Here is a 25,914-nt window from a genome sequence, read left to right on the forward strand (position 1 = left end):
CCTGGGGAGTGTGCGGACCGACTATCGGCCGCCCTCGCGACTCCGCGACACCGAACTCGGACCCTCCTTCTTCCGATGGGGGAATCTTACGCTATTTGGCCGAAAAGCCACAACACCAATGCTCGGCCCCAGGCGACCGGCTGCTCCGGACGGCGGAGCGCTCGGAACCGGCACTTCGCACGAACCTTTTCCCCTGGGCGTTGACCCTGCCTGCGACGAGGGCATCCGAAGACCTTGCCTAGGGCCGCGGACGCGGACGCGATCTTGCGATTGCAAACTGCCGTCCGATACCCTGAAGGACGGCGGCTGGATTGGTCGAGCACGTCGTCGCACGCCGCAGCGCGATCCATGACCGCGGAGCTTCCTTATGTTCTTGGTTTTGCAAAAACTCGCCCTCCGTGGCCGAACGCTGAAAGATAGCCCGAGGTTCGGGCTGAGTCGCGGCGGCTGGGGCCGATCCCGCGGAGATTGGCCCCTCGGCCGAGCGATACGGCGGTGGCTGCGCCGTCCGCTGTCATACCCCACGATGTTGGTAGCCATCGTTCCGCTCTGGACCGCTTGGCCGACCGACTTCGCGAACCCGATCTGCCGGGCGGCCGTCTTCCAGGAAATTCCCGGCAGAGGGTCGGGACATGCACCGGACAGCCTTGCGGAGGACCGGGTGGCCGACGACCTCGCCGACCGGGTACGAACTTGGATCGAGCAACTGGACGCCCCGCTTCGTTCCCAACGGGATGCCGCGGAACAGGCCCTGCGCGAGGGCGGCCCGAGTTTGCTCGAGCTTCTGCCCCCGGCGGAGGAGGCGTCTTCCGCCGAGCGCCGCCTGCGGTTGGAGCGGATTTGGCAATCCTTGGCCGCGGCCGCCGTCGAGCAGGCTCTCCGCGGGTCGACGATCGAATTGGCAGGTGATGGAGCATCAGCGAGCGAAATCCTGCGGCGGATTCGGCAACAGTCGGGAATCCGCTTGCAATGGGCCGTGGCGGACGCGCCCGGCGCAGTGTCTTCCGACCGGCTCTCAGGCCCTTTCTGGCCGGTGTTGGACGGCCTTCTCGACACTTGGCACGCCGACCTTCAGGCCGCCGAAGAGCCGTTTGCGCTGCGGATCGTTCCGCGGTCGCCGGAGAGGCCTGCTCGCCTAGGAACGGCGAATTATTCGGGGGCATTCCGTCTGCAACCGACCCGGTTTCGACGCTACGCGGAATCGGACGGCACCGTCACCCTGCGGATCGGGTTGAGCGTGGAATGGGAGCCGACGCTTTGGCCGGTCGTGGTGTGGCAAGATCCGGTTTGGAACCGAGTTACCACGGTTTCGGGCGGAGAAGCGACTCCGCGGTCCGGCGGCCGCCGCGAGATCCCGCTACCGCGCATGGTGTACCCCCTGCCATTGACGACCGAGTTTTCGCTTCCCGCCGGAGACGCCGACATACGCCGCTGGACCGGCCGCATCGAAGTGTTGGCGGCGGCCGTCCCGCACTCCTTCGCATTCGACCTTCGCGCCGGGATTCCGAGCCGGAGGAGCCTAGGCGATGTCACCGTCGAGCTGGAGCGGCTGGAAACTTCCGATACTTCGGTGATCGCGACGTTGCGCGTCGAGTATCGCAACGTCGAGGTTCCGTTGAAATCGCATTTGGCGGGCGTCTTCGAAAACCCGGTACGGCTGGAGTACCCCGACGGGACGATTTGCGCGGGGGTCATCCGTGAAACCACGGCGGAGACCGACCGCTCGGCCGTCATCCGCTACGTCTTCCGGAAGCCGGAAACTTCGCCGCCGCACTCGCCGCCGGATCGGTTGGCGGCGACGATTCCCCTCGCCGTGCGAACGGTCGCGGTGGACTACGATTTTGGGGGCGATCAACTGTCGCCCTCGGCCGGGCCGCCCTCCCTCGAAGATTCCCCCCCGTGATCGGATGCGATCTCGGGTCGGGGAGGAACCTGCGATCGCGGAACAGCGGCCGTCGGCGTCCCGGAGGCGTCGCCCCCGCCGGGCCGCATCATCGCCACGGGAAGCATGTTCAGAAGCTCGGCCGTCCCCAAAGGATCATCGGGGTCCAATTGCCGCAGCCGGTCGGCCACCTCCTGCGCGAGGCTTCGTTCACCGAGGAACAGCAGGCATCGCACGAGGTCATGGCCGGCCTCGTGAAAAGGACGATTGGCGGGTCGCGCATACGGCAGCGTCCCGTCGAAACGGTCGCCCAACGCGTTCGACACCAACTCGAAGGCGTAGCCGAGGTGCGCCCGAGCCAGGCTCCAGCGGGCCGATTCCAGCGCCAAAAGCCCTAACAGCCGGTGCGCCTCGAGCAACTCGCGGCACCCATCCAGCAGCCACCGCAGTTCGTCCTCGGCGGCTTCGATCTCTCCCAATTCCAGCATCTTGTAGACTTCTTCCATGTCTTCCCGTCGCTCGCGGACGCAAGCCGGATAGACCAGTTCGAACCCCTTTTGCCGGTCGATCGGCCGAATCCGGATGGCGGTGCGACCGGCGGGGCGGGTTGCGCCCTTCGACAGCCTGCGTTTGCCGGTTCTGCGGCGCGAGGCGGCGCGGTCGGGCCGTCGTCTTTCGGAGCCGCGCGGCGGTCGGGGAGATCGTCTCTGAGGTCGCTTTTTGGGCATGGAGGCGGGCCGTGGAGTCCGCCGACTCGGCTCGCGCGGCGAACGGCCGGCGTCGGTCGGCAATTTCAAGTATGGCGACGGGGTGATCCTGTGGGCAAGCACGGGAAGCCCGGCCGCTCGGCATCCTTGAGGGTCGCGCAGCGACTTCCGGGCGCTGGAGGGTGGCGCGGCAAGAGCCGCCGGGTGAAGCCGAACCGGCCGAAGGCTTTGCGGAAATCGGCTCGGACGGCAAGGCGGCCTGTCCGCCGGTCGCTCCACGCGCGACCGGGTTCCCCTCATCCCCAAAGGAGCAACCCTGTCAAAGCCGAAGCGAAAACGACTTGTACCGGAGAAACTTTGCATCGCCAAAGCAGGATGAGGCACGCGGCGCACAGCAGCGTCGGCAGAGGTTGCGTGAAGACCTGCCGTGCCAGATCCAACCAGACGCCCAAAATCAAGCCGAGGACGGCCGCACTCAAGGCCTCGAAAAGCCCTGCCGCCCAGGTTTGACGGCGTATCTTCCGCACCCAGGAATGCAGCAGGGACGCCAGGAGGACGCAGGGCGTAATAAGACCCGCCGTCGCCGCGACGGCCCCCAAGTGACCGCCGAGCAAATAGCCGATGAACGTGGCGACGGTGAGAATCGGCCCCGGCGTGCTTTGCCCGACCGCCAAGGCATCCAGCAATTGTTGATGCGTGAGAATCCCGGTCTTTACGAAATCATTGCTCAGGTAGGCTGCAATGACGTTGCCTCCGCCGTACAGGAATAGGCCGATCTTAGCAAACGCGAGAAACATACCTAAAAAACCCAAGGACGGCGCTACCGCCGCCGGAGCGAGGCTAATTAACGTTGGAGGAAGTATGATCGACATGCCCGCGTGCCGTTCTCGGTCGGATTGTTCGTCTTGCTCGGCCTCTCCGTCCGCGATCGTGCCGTCTTCCCGCGGTCCGGCGATGGGCGGCCCAGGAAAGATGCGTTTCGCAACCGTCCCGGCAAGAGCCGCGGCGATCAACACCAAGAAAGGGTTGCCCCCGGCGAGAAAACCGATCGCCGTGCCGACCGTCAACACGAGATCGCGCGGTCCGTGCACCACGCCCTTTGCGAGTTCGCCCAGTGACATCAGGATCACCGCCAAGATGGCGGGGCGAACACCCTGAAGACATGCGTCCCACTGAGGCAGGCCTTGGTTCCGCACATACAAGACGGCACACAGCCAAGTGATCGCCGCCGCCGAGCCGACGAAGCCCGCCACCGCCGCGCAAGCGCCCCAAAGCCCCGCTCGGCGATAGCCCAGGTGCAGCGAGAGTTGCACGGCGATCGGGCCTGGGATCAAATAACTCGCCGCCGCGAAATCCAAAAACTCGCGACGACTGAGCCAACCCAGTTTGTGCACCACCACCCGTTGCATGACGGCGATGGAAGCCGCCGCGCCGCCGAAGCTCGTGACCCCTATTTGCGCGAATACCCAAAGCACCTCTAGTAAGGATCGCACCATGTCCCTCACCGAATACCGGAGGACCTGCTTCCCGCCGGAGACCCGCCCTCCGTACGCGCCGTGCAGAGGAACGACGGCTCAAACCGCGAAGCCGCGCCCCCCATTCTAAGCCTCTGCGGAGGATTGCGCCTTGGGCGACCGGCCCGGCGCGCGACCTGCGGCGGAAATCGCCGGAGGCGGCTTCGCGACTGCTTCGCATCGGATCGGGCCGCGTGCCGCTTCGGAAGTCTCGGCGAGGCTTTCCGGCCGGCTCGATCCTCGGCCGCGATGCGACCGAGAAACACGGCGTCTTGACACTGCAATTCCTGAGGATTTAGCCTAACGCTTACGTAATAACGCCGGATCGCGCTGCCGCCCTCTTCTTCGAACGTGCCGGGGCCGACGCCGCGACCTTTTCAAAAAACAGCATGGAGGAACCGCGCAACATGGCGCAAGCACGGAGCAAGGCCCGTCGTCACGACGTCCCCCTGCGGGAAGACATGAAGCCCGACGACTGTTGGGATTTATCCAGCCTTTACAAGAGCGACAAGGCATGGGAGAGGGATTTCCAAAGGTGGAAGGCGCGATTCGCCGAGTACGCGCGCTTTCGGGGCCGCTTGGCCGAGGGGCCGGAGGTGATCGCCGAGGCCCTGGCGCTTCATTTCTCCGTGGACGAACAGAGCGAACGGCTGGGTGTGTATGCGCAACTGCGATTGGCCGAAGATCAAGCGGACTTCGAGCCGCAGCGGATGGTCGGCCGATTCATGGCCGAACTGAGCCGCCTCAATGAAGCGACCAGTTTCCTGCAACCGGAATTGCTCGCGATCCCTGAACCGCGGATGCGGGAATACATGGCCGATGCGAGCCTTCAGCCCTATCGCCTGTTCTTGGAACGCCTGCTCCGTTACCGGCCGCATACGCTGAGCCAAGCCGAGGAGCGGCTTTTGGCCATGCAGACCGAGATGCTGGAGGCCCCGAGGCAGGTCTTCCGGCAGCTCAATGATACGGAACTGGAATTCGGCACGGTACGGAACGAACGCAACGAGCAGGTCCCCCTGACGCACGGGAATTATCTCTCTTTGCTCGAATCGCCTCATCGCGAGGTCCGTCGCGAGGCATTCCGCCGCTACTATTCCCAATACGACAAGCACAAGCGGACGTTGGCGGCGGCCTTGGGCGGCTCGATCCACGGCGACAATTACCACGCTCGCGCACGGAATTATTCCACCGCCTTGGAGGCGGCACTCTTCCCCGATCACGTGCCGGTGAGCGTGTACGACAACCTGATCCGTACGGTCCGCGACAACCTGGAACACCTGCATCGCTATTACGCGATCCGCCGCCGTCGCTTGCGGCTGCGGAGCTTGGAACCCTGCGACCTTTACGTGCCTTTGGTGCCGGGGATGAAAAAACGCCGCACTTGGGAGCAGGCCGTGGAGATGGTCATCGAGTCCCTCGAACCGCTGGGCGAAGAGTATTGCCGTATTCTGCGCGGCGGCCTGGTCGGCCGGTGGTGCGACCGCTATGAGAATGAAAACAAGCAAAGCGGGGCTTTCAGCTCCGGCGCCTACCGAAGCGATCCGTACATCCTCATGAACTACAAAGAGGATGTCTTGGATCACGTATTTACGTTGGCCCATGAGGCCGGCCACTCGATGCACACCTATTACTCGGCGAAAAACCAGCCGTATCCCTATTATCAATATCCGATCCTCGTGGCCGAGGTAGCCAGCACCTTCAACGAGCAGCTACTAAGCCGCCGCCTCTTGCAGCAGGCGGACTCCGATCAAGAGCGGGCGTTGATCATCAACCACGAACTGGACTCGATCCGCGGGACTATCTTCCGGCAGACCATGTTCGCCGAGTTCGAGAAAGCGGTGCATGAGGCGGTCCAGGAGGGCGAACCGCCCACGTTGGAGCTGTTCACGTCGATCTATCGACGGCTGTTGGAGGACTATCTCGGCCCCGACGTTGATATCGGCACGTTTCTAGAATTGGAGTGCCTGCGTATTCCGCACTTCTATCGGGCATTCTACGTGTACAAGTATGCTACGGGACTATCGGCCGCCATCGCCCTCGCCGATCGCGTGCTCCATGAAGGCGAGCCGGCGCGGCGCGACTATTTGCGATTGCTGGCGGCGGGCCATAGCCGGGATCCGCTGGACCTGTTCCGCGATGCCGGGGTCGATTTGGAAAAGCCGGAGGTCGTTCAGGCCGCCATGCGGCGCTTCGCCGAGTTGACGGACGAGCTGGCGGCCTTGTTTCACAAAGTGCCCTGGACGCCGGCTCGCGGCCCTTCGAGGAACAAGAACGGCAAAGCCGCCAAGAAGTGAGCCGGCGGAATCCGGGAGACGCACTTGAGGTGACACGCGCCATGGGCGACGGATCGGATCGGGATGCGATCGCGACGCGGGAACGATTCAGGGCGGTCATGCCGATCGCCGAGCGCTACGCCTATTTCGACCATGCCGCCGTGTCGCCGCTCCCGGAACCGGTCCGCGCGGCGATCCGGCGCTGGTGCGACGAGGCGACGGAGCAGGGCGACCTCCGCTGGCCGCGCTGGGCGGAGGAAGTCGAGTCGCTGCGGCAGGAGGCCGCCGCGCTGGTTGCCGTCGCACCGGAAGAGATCGCCTTGGTTCGTAGCACCAGCCACGGTATCGGCATCGTCGCCGAAGGGTTTCCGTGGCGTGAGGGAGACAACGTCGTGTTTCCCGCCGACGAGTTCCCGTCCAATCAGTATCCTTGGCTGGCCTTGGCGGAGCGCGGCGTGGAGGCCCGCCGGGTACCGCTCCGCGACGGCCGATTGGAGCTTGCCGACTTGGAGGCCGCGTGCGACCGCCGGACCCGAATCGTGGCCGTCAGTTGGGTCAGTTACTGGAGCGGTCGGCGCATCGACCCCGCCGAGGCGGCCGATTTGGCCCACCGCAAAGGCGCGCTCCTCGCTCTGGACGCCATCCAAGGGCTGGGGGTGTTTCCCCTGGACGCACGGGCGGCGGGGATCGACTTTCTCGCGGCGGACGGCCACAAGTGGTTGCTGGGGCCGGAAGGGGCCGGCTTGTTCTTTTGCCGCCGCGAGCACTTGGAGCGGTTGCGTCCCACCGGGGTCGGCTGGAATAGCGTGGTACAGTCCATGCGATTCGACCGGATCGAGCCGAACTGGAAGCCGACGGCGGCACGCTTCGAGGGCGGCTCGCAAAATATGGTGGGGATGATCGGGCTGCGGGCGGCCCTGGGCTTACTCCGCGATTTGGGAATCGAAGCGGTGGCCCGCAACGTGCTGCAGTTCACGGATCTTGCCTGCGACCGGCTGCGGCAAATCGGGGCCGAGATCATCAGCGATCGTCGGCCGGAGGCGGCCTCGGGGATCGTCACGTTCACGCTGCCCGGCCTGGATTCCGAAGATGTCCGACGCCGCTGTTTGTCCGCCGACGTCGTGCTGAGCTGCCGCTCCGGCAGGCTGCGAATCAGCCCCCACGGCTATAACGACGACGAGGATCTGGAGCGGCTGATCGACGTCTTGCGGCACTGCCGCAAGGCGGCCTGATCCACGCGAGCCGAGCGGGGCGACCGTTGACCGCCCGGATTTTCCACGCAAGAATGGAACGCTGTTTTCGGCGATGATTTCGCCGGTGCGGGGACAAGCCGGCTTTTCCGGGTCGATGGCGGCCGATCGTCGCTCACGGCATGGACGGCGCCAGCGGCAGCGACGGTTCACATCGGCTAGCGGCGAAGGCCGCCCCGCGGTATGCCCGTGAAGGCTCGATGGATTCCTATTCCAACTCTTTTTCGTGAGATTCCTGTTTCAACTCTTTTTCGTTAAGGGAGACCGACGATGTCCCTACCGCGTCGCCGTTTTTTGGGGAATGCCGCGGCCGTTGCGGCGGGCGTTTCGCTGGTGCCCGGCCCGGCGTCGGCGAGCCTTCGGGCCGAGGAAAACGCCGTCTTGCGTCTGGGAGTGATCGGCGTGGGCTGGTACGGCATGGTGGATGCCAAGGCCGCCCTCGAAGTCGGCGGCGTGGAGATCGCCGCGATTTGCGACGTCGATTCGGAACACCTGGAGAAGTCCGCCGCGGAATTGCAGCAATTGCAGGGCAAACGCCCTCAGACCTTCAAATTGTACGAGGAGATGCTGGACGCAGCCGACCTGGACGCGGTCATCATCGCCGGCCCGCCGCAGTGGCATGCCCTCCACCTGCTCGCTTGTTTGAAGCGGAATTTGGACGTCTATTGCGAAAAGCCGTTGTCCTACGACATTCGCGAAGGCCGAGCGATGGTCGATGCGGTGCGAAAAAGCGGCCGCATCGTGCAGATCGGTTTCCAGCGGCGGCAGCACGAGAGTTTTCGGCAAGTAAGGGAATTCGTTGCCGCGGGCGAAGCAGGCGACATCGTTCAGGTCGATGCCCAAATCCATTATCGGGCCGGAACGAAGGATCCCACGCCCAAGGATCCGCCGCCCTCGCTGGATTGGAATCTTTGGTGCGGTCCCGGCCCCTTGATTCCGTACAGCGAGCAGGTGGGACATTTCAATTGGCGATTGGAAAAGACGAGCGGGCATGGGCATCTGGTGGATTGGGGGATTCACCTGATCGATGCGGCGCGGATGATCCTGGGCGTGACCACTCCCGGCAAGGTGACGGCGGCGGGCGGCATCTATCGCTTGAGAGACGCGATCACCACGCCCGACACCCTGACCGTCCACTTCGAGTTCGACCGCTGCCCCGTCGTGTGGCGGCATCGCCTGTGGGGCGCCGAGGAATATGCTCCCGAGGTCAATAACGGCCTCTTCTTCTTCGGGACCAAAGCCACCGTCTACGTGACGGATAACCGCTGGGTGGTCATTCCCTCCGGCAAAAACGGCGAGCGCAAGGAGTACACGCCCAAGACGGATGCCGGTGTGAAGCACATGGCCGACTTCTTGGACTCCGTGCGTCAGCGACGCGAACCTTCCTGCCCCATCGAGGAGGGTTACCGTTCCACAACGACGGTCAAGCTGGCCATGATCGCTTACGAAACCGATAGCGTGATTCGCTGGGACGAGAAGGCGGAGGACATTCCCGACCATCCGGCCGCACGCAAACTACTGCGGCGTGAATATCGCGAACCCTATCGCCATCCCTACGCAGGATGAGCCGCGGGCGGCGGCCTTCGGCGGAAGAGGCCTCCGACGGAAGAACGGGCCGGCTCACCCGTCTGCGGATGATGCGTCCAGGGCGGCCAGGCACTTCTTCATATAGGCCAGGCTTTCCTCGGCCAAACGCTGGGGTCCGGGCGAGTAATCGAAAACTTCGACCGATACCCAGCCCCGGTAGTCGATCTCGCGCAGGGCGCGGAAGATGGGACCGAAGTCCAGCGACCCGAACCCCGGGCCTTGCCGGTTCGGGTCGTTGGCATGGAAGTGGGCCATGTCGTCGCGGTGCCGCCGCAAAAGCTCCGGAATCGATACCGCCTCGGTGCTCATGGCCTTGCAATCGAGATGCAATTTGATGTGAGGCGATCCCAACCGCCGCGCGAGTTGCCCCGCTTCGTCCGCTGTGTTGAGGAAATTCGTCTCCTGCGGCGAGAGCGGCTCCAAGGCCAGGATGACCTCCGTCCGCTCCAGCTCCTTGTGCAGGCCGCTCAAGACTTCCACGGCGTAGTCCTCGGCTTGCCGGCGCGTGACGCCGGGCAGGATGTTGCGTTGCTGCGGCGAGCCGAAGACCAGCACATGTCCTCCCAGCTCGGCACACGCGCGAATCAGCTCGAGGAGGTACTCGGTGGTGCGCCGCCGGACCATGACGTCCGGGCTGGTGAGGTGATAACCCTCGGTCTTGGCAAGCAACCAGTGCAGGCCGACCGTCTTCAGGCCCAAGGATTCGATGGCCCGCCGAATCTCACTGCGTCGCGAGGTTGAGACTTCGGTAATGTAGGGGGCGAGCGTGAAGGGGGCGATTTCGACGCCTTCGTAACCCAGTTGAGCGGCCGCTTCGAAGCCCGCCTCCAAAGAGCGATCCGTAATAGTCTCGTTGCAAATGGCGAATCGCATGACGCCTCCTTTTCGATGACGGAAGATAGTGCCGAGGACGCGCGGTCCGATTCGGGCCGCGCCGGCCCTTCGGAAGGGCCGGCGACTTTCCTAGAATATCGAAGGCGGGCGGGAAAAGAAAGCATGGTGCGGACGAAGTCCGGACCGCCGCCCCCGCCGTAGTCTCGCGATCTTGGAGCCGATGATGTACGCCGCCGATCCGGGAGAGGAATTGCCGCCGCAAGACGAGACGGCCGCGGCCGCCGTCGACGAGCACTTCATGGCGCTGGCGCTGCAAGAGGCGGAAGCGGCCGCCGCGGAGGACGAGGTACCGGTGGGAGCCGTGATCGTCCACGCCGGTCGCGTGGTGGCGGCCGCCCACAATCAACGCGAGCGGCTCCGCGATCCCACCGCCCACGCCGAAATGATCGCCGTCACGCAGGCCGCGGAGTCGCTCGGCTCGTGGCGGCTGGAGAATTGCACGCTCTACGTGACCTTGGAACCGTGCCCGATGTGCGCCGGCGCCGTCATCCAAGCCAGAATCCCTCGCGTGGTTTACGGCGCCGACGATCCCAAGGGCGGCGCCGTGCGGTCGCTCTACCGCCTCTTGGAGGATGCCAGACTCAATCATCGCTGCGAGATTCGCGGGGGTGTGTTGGCCGATCGCTGCGGGGCCGTGCTTTCCGAATTCTTTCGCAAACAACGGAGTCTGGGAAAAAAGTGACCCCGGCCGGCAATCAGCCCCGGTGCCCGGCATCCTGACGGCTCGCGGCTTGACGAGGGCCGTCGGCGTTTCCCATGATGTACGGAGTCGTCGGAGCCGAGACCGTCCCGGCAAGGCGATGTTATTCCCGCCACGTCCCTGCGAAGAGGAGATTGACGATGACCGCCCGCCCATCTTATGCCAACCGCACGGAAAGGATCGGCTCCTCACGCCGCGTCTTTTTGGCCCAAGGGGGAATCGCCGCCGGGTTAACGATCTTGCCGAGTGCCGAATCGGTATATTCCGCTCAGGCCAACGACCGGGTCAACTTGGCGATGGTCGGCTGCGGGGGTCGCGCCGGCGGCTTGGGTCCGGACTTCGTAAAGCGGGGCGATTGCCGCGTGCTGTACTGCTGCGATCCCGACCTTCCCCGGGCCGAGGCTCTGGCCAAGACCCTGACCGAGCTTCAGGGCGGCGCGGCGCCGAAGGTGACGGCCGATTTCCGCCGCGCCCTGGAAGATAAGGACGTGCACGCCGTCGTTTCAGCTACGCCCGATCATTGGCACGCGCCGTCCACGGTTTGGGCCTGTCAGGCGGGCAAGGATGTGTACGTGGAGAAGCCGGCCTCGCACAACGCCTGGGAAGGCCGCAAGATGGTCGAGGCCGCCCGCAAGTACCAACGCATCGTCCAAATCGGCACGCAAAATCGCAGTGCCCCGTACAACTTCGAGGCCAAGGAGTACATCGCCTCGGGTAAGCTGGGCAAGATTCACTTTTGCCGCATCTTCGACCAGAAATACTGGGGCAATTTTCCCGCCGTGCCCGATAGCGATCCTCCCCCCGGCTTGAATTGGGACATCTGGAACGGCCCCGCTCCCGAGGCCCGGTACAATCGCAACTATCATCGCAATTGGCATCACTTTTGGCGTTACTCGGGCGGAGACATCGCCAACGATTCCAGCCATCAAATCGACCTGGCGCGGTGGCTGTTGGGCGTGACCTATCCCAAGAGCGTTTACTCGGTGGGCGGCCGATTCAACGAGGAGGGCGCGGCCGAGACGCCCGACACGCAGATCGCCGTCTATGAATTCGACGGCTTGACCGTCTCTTTCGAGTTGACCCTCTACACGCCCTACATGCTGAAGATCGACCCCGAGGTCCGTAATAGCGATATGTTTCCCCTCTGGCAGCACTGCGCCACGCGGATCGAGATCTACGGTTCCGAGGGGGTGATGTTCGTGGGTCGCCACGGGGGCGGCTGGCAGGTTTTCATTCGCCCCAAGGACCGCCGGCCGGTGGTTGCGGCCCAAGCCTACGGGCGATTCCCCGACCCCGAGCACAAAGAGAACTTCATCTCTTGCATTCGCTCGCGGAATCGACCCAATGCCGATGTCGAGGAAGGGCACCTCAGCGCCCTGTGGATTCATTACGCCAACATCAGTTACCGCTTGGGCGGGGTGAAATTGACGATCGACCCGCAAACCGAGCAGGTCCTGCAACCGGCGGAGGCCGCTCCGCTTTTGAAGCGGACCTATCGGGAACCGTTCGTCATTCCGGAGACCGTCTGAGACTTCCCGCCGAACGCCGCCCGCAAACAACGGCCGTCCGCGCGACCGATGCACCTTCCGACACGAGGAACACATGCGATTAAGCCCGATCCTGGATCGTCTTTGGCTGGGGAGTTTTCCCGCCGACTCGGAAGATGTGCGGACGTTGCGCGAGGCCGGCGTTACGGCCGTCTTGAACCTGCAAACCGACCAGGACATCCAATGGAACCACGAAGACCGGGCGGCGGTCGAGGCGGAGCTGGAAAAGGCCGGCATTCTGGAAATCCGCGAGCCGATCCGTGATTTCGACATCGATGATTTGACCGACCGCCTTCCCGAGGTCGTGGCCCGGTTGGACGAGCTGATCGAGGCGGGGCACACCGTGTACGTCCACTGCACGGCGGGCATGAATCGCTCACCCACCGCGGTCATCGGCTATCTGCATTGGGTCCGGGGAGCGGATTTGGATCAGGCGATTCGGCTCGTCCGCGCGCGGCATGCTTGCGACCCGTACACGGAAGCGCTGCAAGCCCGGCCTCGTCCGGATTTTCTTCCGTTCCGCCGCAAGGAACGCCCCGCGGGGTGATGGACGTAACGGCCTGCCGTCGCCCAAACCGCGCTGCATGCCGGGTCGAGCGCGGCGCCGCCTCGGCTTGCCGGCCTACTGGTCGGTGAACAAGTGCGATTGAACTTCGCTCGGCCGTTTTTCCGCCGCCGCGGGGACGGCCTTTTCCTCTTGCGGTACGATCAAGACGGGGCCCGCGAAATCCTCCTCGCCGTCCTCCATGATGGGGTTGCCGTGCTCATCCAGCTTCATGTCGGCGGCCGCGGTCACGCGCTTGGCCACTTGCATCAAATGGGCATGGATTTCGTCGCGATCCACGCCGCGGATGACGGCCACGGCATCGGCGACTTCGCGGAGATAGCGGAGGAAGATGTTGCGGCGTTCGCCCTGCGTCTTTACCCGGTCTCGCCGGCGGAGATACATTCCCAGCCGCCGTCCCACCGCCTGAAAAGCCAAACGCAGTTCCTTTTGAATCTCGGGATAGCCGGCCACGGCCTCCTTGGATTCGCTGGTGAAGGGAACCCAGACGCTGGCGATGTGGACCATCAGGGTGACCGGACCGGAGGGCAAGGCATTGCGCGACTGCGTCAGCCCGTAGGCCCGCCAATTCGTGCTCATCACCGTTTGCGTAATGGCGCACGCGCCGGCCTGGAACAGCAGCGGCACCCGATTGGCGTAGCGCAAGACGTTCATGGTCTGGCCTTCGCTGAGGTTGACCCGCCGCAGGGCCTCGAGGAGTTGCTCCCGTTCCCGTGCCTTGAGCCGGCCGGGCGACATCCTGGCCCGCAGCCGCGCCTCCCGCAAAAGTTTGTCGGCTCCCTCCGGACCCACGCCGTCGAAGGTGGTGGTAAGGAATTGCCGCAGCGTGCGGGCATCGGTCTCCGCCAAAAGTTCCTCCAGCAGTTCCTTGGAAACGCGGTAGGTCGCCGGTCCGCCCCCGTAGCTCAGCCCGACCTCCACTTGGAAGGGGTTACCGCGATAGACGGCGGGCGGCCGCGTCACCGCCGTGTAGAACTCCCCCGGCACCATCTGCCGCATACCCCGCAGAATCAGCTCCTCGCCGATGGGCGACAGGCAGTCCACGGCGGGCGACTGCACCTTCTCATTCTGGAGGGCCTGGAATAGCGATTCCGCCTGGGCGCGTCCCAGCCGTTTGGGGTTCGTGCGAATGCTCAGCGACGCCGCCTGGGCGATTCGCTTGGCGACGGCGGGGCTGATGCGTGAGAAAGACTCCGTCAAGAACCGCCCCAGCGTTCCCGACTTGGAGTCCTTCAGCATCGTGATCAGCGTGCCCAACTCCACGCCGTAAGGGTGCGGTTTGATTTCCTTCGGCTCGGCGGGAAGGACCTCCGCCACCCGAGGATAATCGTGCACCCTGCCCTCAGGATCGAGATAGTGCAAGGTCACGTGCGGGTTGGCGATGGCGGTCTGTTCCAGGTACTCGTCCACGCTCCCCCGGCCGCGCTGGTACTTGGCCTCCAGCTCGATGGCCACGAGTGTGCCGTGATCGACGTCCTGCCAATGGAGCTGATGCTCGCGGAGGAATTCGGCGGCCCCGTCGTTGGGAGGAATGTCCACGCCCTCGCCCTTGCCGTTGACGATTTCGGGCCGATTGTGCTTGGTGTCGATCTGGATCTGATAGAAGTGCACGGGCTTTTTGGAGCCGGTGCGGCTGACAATACTCACCGGTCGGCCGGTGGTAAGCAGGCCGTACATCCCCGCCGCGCTGATGCCGATCCCTTGTTGACCGCGGCTTTGACGCAGCCGGTGAAACTTGGAGCCGTAAAGGAGCTTGCCGAAAATCAGGGGAATCTGCTTTTTGACGATGCCCGGTCCGTTGTCTTGGACGCTGACGCGGAATCGATTCTCGGCCAGGGCCTCGATTCGGACCCAAATCTCCGGCAACAGGCCCGCCTCTTCGCAAGCGTCCAACGCGTTGTCCACCGCCTCCTTGACCGTGGTCAGCAGCGCCTTGCGGGGGTTATCGAATCCCAAGAGATGCCGGTTCTTGGCGAAGAATTCGCTGACCGAGATTTCCCGTTGCTTGGAAGCCATGGACTCCGCGGTGACGCGGATCCGCCGCGGCGTACCGTTACCGCCGTCGGCACGCGGCACGGCTGCGGCTTCTCCTTCGCTCGGCAAGGATGACGTTGCGTCTTGATTCTCAAAGATCAGTGTGGCCAAGGTGGGTAACTCCCAGCAAACATCCGTGCCCACGAACGGGCCGCCTCATCCGGACGCCGCTGCGCCCGTTAAACCATGCAAAACGACGGCAGGCGATGTGGCAACGATACCGGCGAACCAACCGTCGGCGAGGGTCCGGACGCCGATCGGCGGGCGCATCACCCCGGCGTCCAGGTCTCCCGCCGTTGCCGGCCGCCTTCCTTGCGAAGGTACCAGATAGCCGCACGCGGGAAAAGGTCGCCCGAAATCGTGCTCCCCTTCCCACGCCGCCTTTGAACTGCTTGCACGGTGATTCACGGTGTCATAATATGTAGGGGCGCACCGAGAGACGCACCAAGGGGCAAGCCTCGGGAAGAGGATGCGTCGTTTGCCGCGACCCAAATCGCAGTCGCTCAAGCGCTTCGCCGACGACCGAGGCCGCCTTATCGAAGATCTCATTTGGGGAATTCGCCTGTTTCAGTCGGGCATTTCAAGCTACGTCCTGCTTGAACCCGCAAGACTGGAGGGCGTTATGATGGTCCGGTTCGCGATTTGTAGGCTCTTCGCGGCTGTTTTGGCACTTGGGGGCGTGATCGGTTGCAACCCCGGGGCCGGTTCCGGGGGGAATTCCCGGACGGTCGACCGGTTCATCGTCCAAGAGAACGCTTCCCCGAACCCGGGCGGCGAGACGCCGGCGGCGGCGGAAAGCACGCCTGCGGAGAGCAGCGTTCCGGCCCAACAAGCGTCTCCCACGGCCGGCGGGAGCGGCGGCGCGGCAGAACCGCCGACGCAAGGCACGGCCTCGTCCGGCCCCGCTTCGCCCGTGCAAGGCGCGAACACACAGGCCGTCGGCGGTCTGAACGTTCCGATATCCAATCCGATGACGGCGACGCCGCCCGCGGCGCCGGTGACCCAGCCCGCCGATGCTTCTCCGGAAACGATTCCCACCGGTACGACGGCGTCCGCGCCGACCGACCAAGTCGTCGATTTGCTGGCGATGGTGGTTCCGGAACGCGATTCCCGAAACGGTGTCTGGCAGCGAGAAGGGAATGCGCTCGTCTCTCCCCCTCAGGCATTGACCGTACTGACGTTTCCGCATCGCGTGCAAGGCCGATATAGAGTGACCATCACGGCCGAGCGCATCCAGGGAAACGAGGCCCTGAATTTGGTGGTGCCGTATTTCGGGCGACCGGCCATGTTCGTTCTCGAAGGGTTCGGCAAGAAGGTCATCGGGCTGAATCTCATCGAGGGAAGAACGGCCGACCAGCATCCCAGCTCGGTTCGGGGAGACGTGTTCGTGTCGGGACGGGCCACCGAAATCGCCTGTTCCGTGCACGGTTTCGGGCTGACGCTATCGTGTGACGGCAGCCGGATCCGTTGGTCGTGGAGCGGATCGCCCGCCGTGGTTCGAATCGATTCCCGCTTCTGGACCGATATTCCCGGCGATCGAATCTCGCTGGCGGTGTACTCGGCGGAGACGCGCTTTCGGGTTTCCCGGGCGGTGCTGGAACCGTTGTCGAGCGACGAAATCGCGGCCTCGCGGATGCCGCCGCCGCAGAGAGCCCCGGGGTTTTTCGACGAGCGATCCTGGCCGGGCGGTTTCGGCGGACCTCCGCCGGCAAATGCGTCGCCGGGAAGCCCCGGCGGTCCCGACCGCGGGTCCGTGCCCCGGCCGGGCGAGCAATCCGGGGCCGCGGAGGATTTCCCCCCGCCCCGATTCGCTCCCGCGGAACCCGCCCCGGAAGAGGCGCAACGGCGTAAAGAATCGGTTTGTCTGGTCGAATCGCCGCTGATATCCGGTTCGGGGTTCGTGCTGGGAGAAAACATCATCGCGACCAACGCCCATGTCACGGCCGAGGCCTTCGTGGATGAGATCAAATTGGTCTTCGGCTCGCAGCGATCCCAGACCTTTCGTCCGAAGCGGATCTTGTATGAGGACGGCTTGCGAGATATCTGCCTGATGGAGGCCGACGTCGCCGCGCCGCCGATCCCCTTCTTGCCCGATTACGAACTGCAAAAGGGGGACAAAGTCGTGGTCATCGGGAACCCGTCGTTGGGCGAAACGGGGTTCGTTCTGCGGGACGCCGTGACGACCGGCCGGATCAGCGCGCTGGTCCACACGGGCGGCTGCGATTTCTATCAAATCCATGCCGAAATCAGCCCGGGAAGCAGCGGCGGCCCGGTCCTCAATTGGGCGGGCGAGGTGATCGGCATCATCGCCATGAAGGCCACCGCCAAGGGCGAGGACGAGATACGCAAGGCGATGATGCGGTTGGATCGGAGCGTCGTCGCGCAGGCCGGCTTCAGCACCGGTCGCGGGATTGCCTTCGCGGTACCCGCCCCGGTAGTCGCCGAGGCGCTCACGCACGCCCGGTCGCCCAACCCGACCGAATTGCAAAAAATCGCGGATTGGCACGATGCCCGCGTGATCCTGCGGCGGTCCGCCGCCCTTTGGGCGATTCACTTTCTCAAGTTTTGCGCCAACGTGCCGTCCGCGGTGCGGGAACAAGAGATGAATATCCGTTTGCGGCGCCTGCCGGCCGCGACTCTGCGGCAAATCAAACAGGTGGACCTCATGCCGCCTACGGAAGCATGGGCCTTGCTGTCCGTTTTGGAAGGCCCCGAGGTTTCGCGGATGGTGCGGGCGTGCTCCAATCAATTGGACGAACGGTTCGAGGCACTCCGTGGGAGCAGCCACCTGCCGCAAGATGCCCTCAAGTCGCTGGACGAACTGCGCCGGGCCGTCACCCGGGCCAAAGGTCTGGCCGAAAACCCGCCCAACAATTATCAGTACTACGCGAAGGCTTTCTACGATCAGAAGGACTCCGTGAAACAGTTGGTGGAACGGCTGGCCGAGCAGCTTCAGGTCGAAGAGGCCGGCTACGGCGATTGAGTTTCTCGGAGGGGGGGCGGGCGTACGAGTCGCGGAGGGCTTGCCCTTTCGCTACGATGAGACTGCGTGGCGTCGGTGCCGCGCGGCGGTGCCTTTTTCACCCCACCCGTTCCTCGTTCACGGAGAACTGCCATCGTGCCTTATCACCCGACGTATCTAGATCGACCGTCCTCACGTCTTTCGGCAGCCCGAGCTTTTCCCAAGGGCATGTTCATCGGGAAACTCGTCTTCGGCGTGGTTGCGTGCTGTGTGGGCTTAGGGCTGCTCGTTCCGCCCCTCCGAGTTCCGGTTGCGGCGGCCGCGGAGCCGGCTCCGCCCGAGACGGCGGACGCAACGGAGACTCCCGCCCCGGCCGAAGACCCACGCACGGAGGCCGAGCGGCAAGCGGCGGCGCGGCGGGCTGCCGCCGTGGCGGAGCTGGCAAAAAAGGGGGCCGACGCCGTGCCCGAACTGGTCCAGTCCCTGGCAGATGAGGACCCGGACGTCCGCCGCGCGGCGATTCAAGGCTTGGCGGCGACGGCCCCGGCCCACGCCGATGTCGCCGTGCCGGCCTTGATCCAGGCTATGGACGACGACGGCGGGCGGTGGCAAAAGCCGAATTGGATCCTGGCCTCGCAGGCCTTGGGACGGTACAAGGAGGCCGCGGTGCCCGCCTTGATGGATTTGTTGAAGGCGGAGGACCCCAAGCAGGCGGCCTACGGTTGCCTGGGAATCTATGAGATCGGCCCGGCCGGTGCTCCGGCGGTACCTCGCTTGATCGAGCTGTTGGAAAAGGACGATCCCCGCTATCGCCGGGCGGTAATTGGGGCGCTGATGAGCATCGGGCCGGCCTCCGCTCCCGCCGTGCCGCTGCTCCGCAAGCACCTTTTCTCGGAAGACTTCCACACGCAGTACTGGTCGTGCCGTGCGCTGGGCGCGATCGGCGCCCCTGCCGCGCTGGAGGCGGTCCCCGACCTCATTGATCGGCTGAAAAACGGGGCGGCCTCGGTCAAACGCAACGCGGCGGCGGCCCTGGGAAGGCTGGGACCGGACATCGGCACCGGCGCCGTCCAGGCCCTGATCGAAGCCGTGGACGATCCGGTCCAGCCCGTCCGCGAACAGGCCGTCCAGGCCCTGGGGCGAATCGGTCCGGCGGCGGGTGAGGGGGCGGCAACCGCCATCCTCGAGTCCCATCAGAAGCGACCGGTCTTTCCGGCCTCGGTCGTCTACTGGGCCTTGTGGCGCATGCGGGGAGAAGCGGAGCCGGCCGTCGACGCCATTCTCCGAGACCTCCGCGAGGGCACGTACCGCGATGAAGCCATGGCGTTGCTGCTCGAAATGGGACCCGCCGCGGAGGCTGCCATACCCGCCCTCCGCGCCGCACTGAGCGAGCAACCGCAGGACTTCCCGGACTGGCCGGGCCGCGCCGCCTGGGCCTTGCGCAAACTCCAGGCCGCCGGTTTCCCGAATACCGACTTGCCGCCCGAGTTGAAGCTCCCGCTGGAAGAGGAAGAAGAAGAGTAACCCAGGGGAACCGCGCGGCGTCGGTGGAATCGGGATGCCCAGTCTCGGCATCATTTTGCCGAAGAAAATTCGCTTTTCACGTGGACAACCCCTCTTCACCGGTTGACAATGAAATGAAGGGGCGAAGACTCGGAAGCCGCGATGATGCGGATTGCCGTATCTTGACGTGCCCGGCGAGGCCGGACGCGATCAGCGGCTTTGCCTTCGATGCATAGCGGGGGTTGCGGAAGCAAAACCATGGGCACGGCTGAAATCGACATTTTGGCCGGCGATTTTTGCGGACGGCGAAAGCTGAGGCCGCTTTTGTTGCGGCTGGTGCTGGCGGGCGCGACTTGGGCGGCAGGGCAAACGGCGTTCGCACAGGCGGCGGTCGACGCGCCGTCCGAGGAAAAGCGTGAAGTCGCCGTCGCCGGCCCCGGCGGATCCGCCGGTCCCGCAACGGTCGTCCAGGGGCTGGAAATCAAGGCCGCCCCGTTGTCAGGCGAAGCGAAGCCCGCGGTCGCCCCCGGCTCGCAGCCCTCGTCCCAGCCGCCCACTGCAAGTTCCCAGGAGGCATCGCCGGGAGGTCCCGCCAAACCGCCGGAGCAGTCGGGCAAGAAACCGGAAGAACCTGCTCCCGGAGGCGTCGTCAATCGGCCGACGGAGCCGGAAACCCCGCCGGACCCCGAGGAATTGAACGTCCGCCCGGATGAGATCGGCAGGGTCCGCGTCAACTTCCGCAACCAGCCTTGGCCCAAGATCATGGAGTGGCTGGCCGACATCTCCGGGATGAGTCTGGATTGGCGGGAGCTGCCCGGCGACTATCTCAACCTGGTAACGCGCGAAAGCTATTCCGTCGAGGAAATGCGCAACCTCATCAATCAGCACCTTTTCCAACGCGGTTTCACCATGATCCGCCGCGGCGAGGTGCTGATGGTGGTGAATCTGGAAAAGGTGGATCCCGGTTTGGTGCCGCGCGTCACCCTTGAGGACCTGGATCGTCTGCCGGACTTCGATTTCGTGCGGGTATCATTCGCTCTGGATTGGATTTTGGCCGACAAGGCGGCGGAAGAATTCAAACCGTATCTCAGCCCGCGCGGAAAGCTCGTCCCGCTCCCGACCACCAACCGATTGGAGGCCATGGACGCGGTGGTCAACCTGCGAGACTTGGCTCGCCTGCTGCGCGAGGAGCAATCGCCCAAGGGACAGGAGCGGCTGGTTCGCGAGTTCGTCTTGCAGTATGCCCGGGCGGAAGAGACGGCCGAACAACTCAAGGACCTCATGGGGCTGAAGCAGAGCGGCTTTCCGATACCGCCCGGCATGAACCCGCAGCAGATCCAGCAGATGCAACAGGCCATGATGGCGGCCCAACAACAGATGCAGCAGATGCAGGGAGGCCCCGGCGGACCGCAACCGGGCGGCAAGGGACCGCCGGGTTTCAAGACTTCCTCCGACGTCAACTTCGTGGTCAACAAACGTCGCAACTCGATCGTGGCACAGGCCCCGCCCGACAAAATGGCCGTCATCGAACAGGCCGTGAAAATCCTGGACGTGCCTTCGGAGACCGGGGCGTTTCTCGCCGGGATGTCGCGCTGGCAGGTGTATCGCCTGGCGGCCGTCGATCCCGAACCCCTGGCCAAGACGCTGCAAGAGCTGGGCGGGCTGGACCCCTCCGCGCGGATCGAGGTCGACAAGGCCAACAACGCCTTGATCGTCTACGCCCCCTTGGCCGATCACGTGACGATTCGGGCGGTGATCGAGCGTTTGGACGGCAGCGGCCGACGCTTCGAGGTGATCCAGCTACGCCGCCTGCCCGCCGATTACGTGGCCGGGACGATCGACTTCATGATGGGAGGCCAGCGCGAGACGGCCTCCTCCACGCCTTCCTGGCTGCCGCCCTGGGAGCGGGATCGCCAGAGGCAGCCGAAGAAAAACCCCAACGAATTCCGCGTGGACGCCGACGTGGAGAACAATCGCCTGCTGCTGTGGGCGAATGAGATCGAGATTCAGGAGGTGCAAAACCTGTTGGTGAAACTGGGAGAGATGCCGATCGGCGAGACGGCATCCAATCGCGTCCGCATCCTCGAGGGTCTCTCTCCCGAAGATGCGGCGGCGGTCTTGGATGCTCTGCGTCGCCAATGGCCGGCGATGGCGCCCAACCCCATCCGCATCGAGCAGGCGCCGGGGCCGACCGCGCCCCATGCTCCCGACAAGGACGAACAGGAATCCCGGCCGGAGAGCGATCGGCCTATGGAGTTGCGGCGGCAGATCGACGCCGAAGCGAGCGTGCCCCGGCCGCTTTGGGCGCCCCGCGGCGAGCCGGGTGCGAAAATCCCGGCTTCGACGGCGGTTCTCACCCTGACCGAGCCCTCGGCGACGGAACCACTGCCGCCCGCCCCCGATGCCGGTCCGCCCCCGCCCGAAGCACCGCCGCTGATCGTCACGCAAACCCCGGACGGAAGGATTGTGATTACCAGTCAAGACCCGCGGGCGATGGAGCTGGTGGATTTTCTGCTCCGCGACGTGGTGCCGCCGAAGCCCGATTACCGCATTTTTCGCCTTCGCTATGCCTGGGCCGACAACGTCGTAAAGGTCCTGGAAACGCTGTTTTCGGAGAAGAAGACGGAGTCTCGATTCCCGTCTTGGTTTTATTACGATCCGTGGATGTCTTCCCAGAACGAGACGAAGGAACCGTCCCGCCTGTCCAGCCGCCGACCCGTGAAATTCGTGGCGGATTTGGACACGAATTCGGTCCTGGTCCAAAATGCCGACGCCCGGCAATTGGCTCAAATCGAGCAGATCATCCAGTTCTACGATCAGCCGCCGCCGCAAGATTCCGAATCGGTACGGGTAACCGAGATATTCCGGATTCGCTATTCGAAGGCGTCCCAAGTGGCCGCCGCCGTAAAGGAGGTCTATCGCGACCTGCTCAGTCCGGAAGAAAACCGCCGCGACGGTCGGGGTGGAATTCTCCTCTTTCTGGACGGCGGTCAGGGTGACGCTAGAACCCCTCGATTTAAGGGTTTGCTTTCCATCGGGGTGGACGATCTCTCCAACACGCTGCTGGTGTCGGCTCCCGTGTACCTGATGAACGACATCCGCAAGTTGATCCAGGAATTGGACCAGGCGGCGGAACCGGTTCAGGAGACCGTGGAGGTCATCCAGCTCGGTCCGGGCATCAGCGCCGAAAGCGTGCGACGCTCGTTGGGCGATTTATTGGGGGCGGGAGGAGGCGGAAAAGGAAAGCCGGGAGAGGGCAAGCCGGGCCCTGCGACCACACCCCCTGCAAGCGGTAACCAAAGGGGTGCGGCAACGCCCCGTTAGCCGGTTCAAGAACGCCGTTTATTTTTTCTCATTCAGCGCATTTTATCACCGAGACGCGCGGAAGTCTGGGAAAGATACCCAAGAAGATAGCCAATCTGGCAGGCTGAAATCCGGCGCAATTTCACTCTAATGGGTGGTGTGAGGCTATTTTGTGCCTAGACTTAAGCTGCGAAGTCGGGCAGAATAGAGCTAAATTCATCGTTGATGCCTGACCGAAACGAGTAAGACGGGCGTCTGCGCCGAATCCTTCTGGTTATTCAAGCCCACGCAACATCCCCACCCGTCCAATTGACCATTTTGAGGCGACACATGAGCGAAGGCAAACTGGAAAGCCCTGCGGGTTCCGCCGCTCAAGAGAAGTCCTCTCCCTCCGGAGAATACAACGGCTGGCAAAATGTCGCGAAGCGTCCCAAACGCGGCGTGCCCGCCGGATTGTGGATTCGCTGTCCCGGCTGCAACAGTACGGTCTTTCGCAAAGACGTCGACCGGTTGATGGGCGTTTGCCCCGAGTGCGACTACCATTGGTACGTTTCGGCTAGGGATCGCATCGCGCAGCTTTTGGACGACGGGACCTTCGAAGAGTGGTTCGCCGATCTGGAACCGTGCGATCCCATCGAGTTCGTGGACAAGATTTCGTACAAGGAGCGAATCCGGCGGGAACAGCAGCGGACCGGCTTGAAGGATGCCGTGCTGGTGGGGATGGGCATGATTCGCGCTCGCCGCGTGGCCATCGGTGTTACCGACTCGGCCTACATGATGGGGAGCATGGGCTCCGTGGTGGGGGAGAAATTGGCCCGGCTGACGGAACGCGCGCAAGATTTGGGGCTGCCCCTGATCATCGTCTCCGGTTCCGGCGGCGGCGCTCGCATGCAGGAGGGCATGCTTTCCCTCATGCAGATGGCGAAGACCTCGGCGGCGCTAGCGCGGTATAGCGCAGCGGGCGGGCTGTATATCTCGGTCCTTACCAATCCCACCATGGGCGGTGTGGCCGCCAGTTTCGCCTCCCTCGGCGACATCGTGATCGCGGAGCCGAAGGCCCTGATCGGGTTCGCCGGGCCGCGGACCATCATGGCCACCATCCGCATCGAACTGCCCAAGGGATTCCAAACCAGCGAGTTCTTGCTGGAGCACGGGTTCATCGACCGGATCGTCCGCCGGCCCGATTTGAAGAGCGAGCTTGCCCGGCTGATCGACTATTGCGGCAAATGACGGAGGGCGGTCGGCATTCGCCGCTCGCTCCTCGGATGGGCGACGGCCGGGAGCGTTCCCGCGGCGGCCTGCCCGCGGCTCGGGGCGGCTTCCTCGCCGCACAACGCCGGACGCGGCGGTCATCGCCGGGTCTTGCCGGTCGACCTTAGGATTGGGAGAAGAGTGCGGCCGAGCGACGCTTCTCTCACGTGAAGGGGCAAGGGGACGAGCCTGCGGCAGCGGCGAGAGCAACCATGGTATGGCAATTCTGGCAGTCTCTCTTCGGCGGCAAATCCGTCGCGCGCGGCGCGGCTCGCCGCAAATTGGACGTCCGCAAGCGATTCGAAATCCTGCGGGAAGGCGTGGCCGGGACGATGTCGAAGTTCTACGTCGCCCGGGACCGCGAACGCGGCCAAGTGGTGGGCCTGAAGATCGCGGATCCCGCCAAGTTGGCCGCCCACGAAGCCCGCTTCCGCGGACTCCACAAGCCCAGCGAGGGCGAGATCGCCACGCAATTGATCCATCCCTTCATCGTGGAAACCTACGAGTACGGTTGGACCACCGCGGATGAGCCGTATTTGGTGATGGAGTATCTGTCGGGCGGGATTTTGAACGCCCACATCGTGTCGAACAGCCCCGTGTTGCACGAGCGGCCGCTGTTGCCGTACATTCGCCAATCCGCGGAGGCGGTGGCGGCGGTCCACGAGATGGGTTACATCCATCACGACATTTGCCCGCGCAACCTCATGTTCACGGGCGATATGCGGATTCTGAAACTGACGGATTTCGGCCTGACGGTCCCCGCCACGCCGCCCTTCATGCAACCAGGCAATCGCTCCGGAACACCCAATTACATGGCCCCGGAAGTGGTGCGACGCTATCCCAAGGACCAACGGCTGGACGTCTTTTCCTACGGCGTCTCGATGTACGAGCTGCTGACGCAGGAGTTGCCGTGGGAGCGCGGTACGACGGGCATGGCGGCCATGAGCCACAACACCCCGCCCGCCGATATCCGGCGCCGCCGCCCGCAAATTCATCCCGATCTGGCTGCGGCGATCCATGCCTGCATCGAGCCGGATAAGGAAAAACGCTGCCCGTCGATGCGGGAATTCTTGGCTCGTATCAGCCAATTGCAATCGACGGATCTTTGACGTACGGTAGGCCTGCGGAGGCGGTCGGCGCTCGCTAACGGCTCGCGCCGGGGCTTCACCTGCGATCAAATCCGATCACCAAGGAAGCCGTGCTCGGCTCCCTCGCGGGGCGTGGGCGGCCGTCATCGAACAGGCCGCAGCCAAATTCCCAAGGCCACCCCCAGTGCGATGCCCACAAACCCCACCGCGATGCTCCCCCCGACGTTGACCAGGGCGACCATGTGTTGACCCCGCCGAGCCAAATCGAGCGTCTCCCATTGCAACGTCGAAAAGGTGGTAAAACCGCCGCAAAAGCCGGTCCCCAAGAAGCTGAACCAGCCGGCCACGGAGTGGGGCTGCCGCTCCCAGACCAGGCCCATCAGAACGCCCAGCAGGAACGACCCGAGGAAATTGACGACGAAGGTGCCCAGCGGAAAATGGTGGGTCCAACCGTTTTCGTGAATCGCGCGACCGATGACGTATCGTGCGGCGGAGCCGAGTCCGCCCCCGAAGCCGATCAGCGTGACATGGCTGGTGACAAAACCCCAGACCAACGCGGAAGCGATTTGCAGCATGCCCATGGCCTCTTGGCGTCTCCGTAAAGCCTTCATGGTGCCGACTCACAAGCGGAACGAGTTCCAGGATCGCCTTGGGGGGGGGAGACTCAAAGAAAAAACCCCGCCCTAGCCGGAGCCAGGCGAGGTCTTCATAAGGAAAGACCCCTACCCGGCTGAACCAAGTAGGGGTCATTAGCAGCATCACAACTGCGGTTTGAGGCGAACCCCATCGCCTTTGAACCAAATTCTAGTTTACTATCGACCCGAAGTCAAGCGGCACTTGAGTTTCACGGCCGC

The 25,914-nt window shown here is 64.2% G+C and carries 17 protein-coding genes and 1 riboswitch; of the genes, 12 read left to right on the forward strand and 5 right to left on the reverse strand.

Annotation, left to right across the window (positions count from 1 at the left end; translation table 11 throughout):
* Positions 1–367: 367 nt before the first annotated feature.
* Positions 368–1,903 (forward strand): hypothetical protein, encoded by a 1,536-nt coding sequence (locus ACZ5B4_RS11155; protein WP_464911308.1) that lies wholly within the window; start codon positions 368–370, stop codon positions 1,901–1,903.
* Here ACZ5B4_RS11155 and ACZ5B4_RS11160 read toward each other — a convergent pair.
* Positions 1,852–2,388, reverse strand: coding sequence for a hypothetical protein (locus ACZ5B4_RS11160; protein ID WP_464911309.1), 537 nt, complete (start codon positions 2,386–2,388; stop codon positions 1,852–1,854). The genes ACZ5B4_RS11155 and ACZ5B4_RS11160 overlap by 52 nt on opposite strands.
* Positions 2,389–2,885: 497 nt before the next feature.
* Positions 2,886–4,085, reverse strand: a complete 1,200-nt coding sequence (gene chrA / locus ACZ5B4_RS11165) for a chromate efflux transporter (protein ID WP_464911310.1) — start codon at positions 4,083–4,085, stop codon at positions 2,886–2,888.
* Between the two features lie 425 nt (positions 4,086–4,510).
* On the opposite strand from chrA, the gene pepF reads away from it, so the two are divergent.
* From pepF to ACZ5B4_RS11180, 3 genes are all read left to right on the forward strand, one after another.
* On the forward strand, positions 4,511–6,397 hold the full coding sequence (gene pepF, locus ACZ5B4_RS11170; protein WP_464911311.1) for an oligoendopeptidase F: 1,887 nt from the start codon (positions 4,511–4,513) through the stop codon (positions 6,395–6,397).
* 41 nt (positions 6,398–6,438) lie between these two features.
* Positions 6,439–7,608 carry an aminotransferase class V-fold PLP-dependent enzyme gene (locus ACZ5B4_RS11175; RefSeq protein WP_464911312.1) on the forward strand — a complete coding sequence of 390 codons (1,170 nt, stop codon included), beginning with the start codon at positions 6,439–6,441 and terminating at the stop codon, positions 7,606–7,608.
* 288 nt (positions 7,609–7,896) lie between these two features.
* Complete coding sequence (locus ACZ5B4_RS11180; protein ID WP_464911313.1) at positions 7,897–9,192, forward strand: Gfo/Idh/MocA family protein; 1,296 nt, start codon at positions 7,897–7,899, stop codon at positions 9,190–9,192.
* 54 nt (positions 9,193–9,246) lie between these two features.
* Here ACZ5B4_RS11180 and ACZ5B4_RS11185 read toward each other — a convergent pair whose 3' ends face one another.
* The gene (locus ACZ5B4_RS11185) at positions 9,247–10,086 is read right to left on the reverse strand and encodes a sugar phosphate isomerase/epimerase family protein (protein ID WP_464911314.1); all 840 of its coding nucleotides are present in this window, start codon (positions 10,084–10,086) and stop codon (positions 9,247–9,249) included.
* A gap of 184 nt (positions 10,087–10,270) precedes the next feature.
* Between ACZ5B4_RS11185 and tadA the strand changes: the two genes are divergently transcribed.
* From tadA to ACZ5B4_RS11200, 3 genes are all read left to right on the forward strand, one after another.
* Positions 10,271–10,789 carry a tRNA adenosine(34) deaminase TadA gene (gene tadA, locus ACZ5B4_RS11190; RefSeq protein ID WP_464914020.1) on the forward strand — a complete coding sequence of 173 codons (519 nt, stop codon included), beginning with the start codon at positions 10,271–10,273 and terminating at the stop codon, positions 10,787–10,789.
* Between the two features lie 158 nt (positions 10,790–10,947).
* Entirely contained in the window at positions 10,948–12,336 is a 1,389-nt protein-coding gene (locus tag ACZ5B4_RS11195; protein WP_464911315.1) for a Gfo/Idh/MocA family protein, read from the forward strand.
* Positions 12,337–12,409: 73 nt separating this feature from the next.
* Positions 12,410–12,901 (forward strand): dual specificity protein phosphatase family protein, encoded by a 492-nt coding sequence (locus tag ACZ5B4_RS11200; protein ID WP_464911316.1) that lies wholly within the window; start codon positions 12,410–12,412, stop codon positions 12,899–12,901.
* 75 nt (positions 12,902–12,976) lie between these two features.
* Here ACZ5B4_RS11200 and ACZ5B4_RS11205 read toward each other — a convergent pair whose 3' ends face one another.
* The gene (locus ACZ5B4_RS11205) at positions 12,977–15,097 is read right to left on the reverse strand and encodes a DNA topoisomerase VI subunit B (RefSeq protein WP_464911317.1); all 2,121 of its coding nucleotides are present in this window, start codon (positions 15,095–15,097) and stop codon (positions 12,977–12,979) included.
* Positions 15,098–15,431: 334 nt separating this feature from the next.
* On the opposite strand from ACZ5B4_RS11205, the gene ACZ5B4_RS11210 reads away from it, so the two are divergent.
* From ACZ5B4_RS11210 to ACZ5B4_RS11230, 5 genes are all read left to right on the forward strand, one after another.
* Positions 15,432–17,936 carry a S1C family serine protease gene (locus ACZ5B4_RS11210; protein WP_464911318.1) on the forward strand — a complete coding sequence of 835 codons (2,505 nt, stop codon included), beginning with the start codon at positions 15,432–15,434 and terminating at the stop codon, positions 17,934–17,936.
* A gap of 135 nt (positions 17,937–18,071) precedes the next feature.
* Entirely contained in the window at positions 18,072–19,439 is a 1,368-nt protein-coding gene (locus ACZ5B4_RS11215) for a HEAT repeat domain-containing protein (RefSeq protein WP_464911319.1), read from the forward strand.
* A 237-nt stretch (positions 19,440–19,676) separates the two neighbouring features.
* Positions 19,677–22,742, forward strand: a complete 3,066-nt coding sequence (locus ACZ5B4_RS11220) for a secretin N-terminal domain-containing protein (protein ID WP_464911320.1) — start codon at positions 19,677–19,679, stop codon at positions 22,740–22,742.
* Between the two features lie 309 nt (positions 22,743–23,051).
* Positions 23,052–23,951, forward strand: a complete 900-nt coding sequence (accD, locus tag ACZ5B4_RS11225) for an acetyl-CoA carboxylase, carboxyltransferase subunit beta (protein WP_464911321.1) — start codon at positions 23,052–23,054, stop codon at positions 23,949–23,951.
* Positions 23,952–24,184: 233 nt separating this feature from the next.
* The gene (locus tag ACZ5B4_RS11230) at positions 24,185–25,081 is read left to right on the forward strand and encodes a serine/threonine protein kinase (protein WP_464911322.1); all 897 of its coding nucleotides are present in this window, start codon (positions 24,185–24,187) and stop codon (positions 25,079–25,081) included.
* 122 nt (positions 25,082–25,203) lie between these two features.
* Here the strand turns inward: ACZ5B4_RS11230 and crcB are convergent, their stop codons facing one another.
* Positions 25,204–25,671, reverse strand: a complete 468-nt coding sequence (gene crcB / locus ACZ5B4_RS11235) for a fluoride efflux transporter CrcB (protein WP_464911323.1) — start codon at positions 25,669–25,671, stop codon at positions 25,204–25,206.
* Positions 25,672–25,793: 122 nt separating this feature from the next.
* Positions 25,794–25,860, reverse strand: a riboswitch (Fluoride riboswitch).
* Positions 25,861–25,914: the final 54 nt, after the last annotated feature.

The sequence above is a fragment of the Thermogutta hypogea genome (assembly GCF_055386265.1).